1 pseudogene is annotated in these 386 nt (G+C 58.8%); it reads right to left on the bottom strand.

Features of this window, described 5'->3' with window-relative positions:
• Positions 1–371 (bottom strand): annotated as a pseudogene (locus tag AC1DBL_RS16755) (hypothetical protein); the annotation flags it as partial.
• Positions 372–386: the final 15 nt, after the last annotated feature.

Below are 386 nucleotides of genomic sequence, written 5' to 3'. Positions count from 1 at the left end.
GGACGCAGACGGGCAAAAGGTCCGACGGTGCAGGCAGTGGCGAGATTCGCATCCTCGATCACCGAATAGGGGCTGATTTCACAGTCATCGCCAATCACGCTGTTTTTGATAATACAGCCCGCGCCGATTCTGACGCGTGCGCCCAGCGTGACCTGGCCTTCAATAATGACGTTGGTGTCAATTTCAACATCCCGCCCGTGCGTCAGCGTTCCGCGCAGGTCAAAACGGGCCGGATCGCGCAGCATCACGCCAGCCAGCAGCAGCTTTTCCGCCTGTTCGGCCTGGTAAGTGCGCTCTAATGTCGCCAGCTGCAGCCGGTTATTGACGCCATCGGTTTCACTGATGCGTGCCGGATGAACCGCGTTGATCACCCGACCTTCCTGATG

Source organism: Arthrobacter sp. 10T44 (assembly GCF_056393885.1).
The sequence above is the reverse complement of the archived record's forward strand: the minus strand, read 5'-3'. Positions and strand labels throughout refer to the sequence as shown.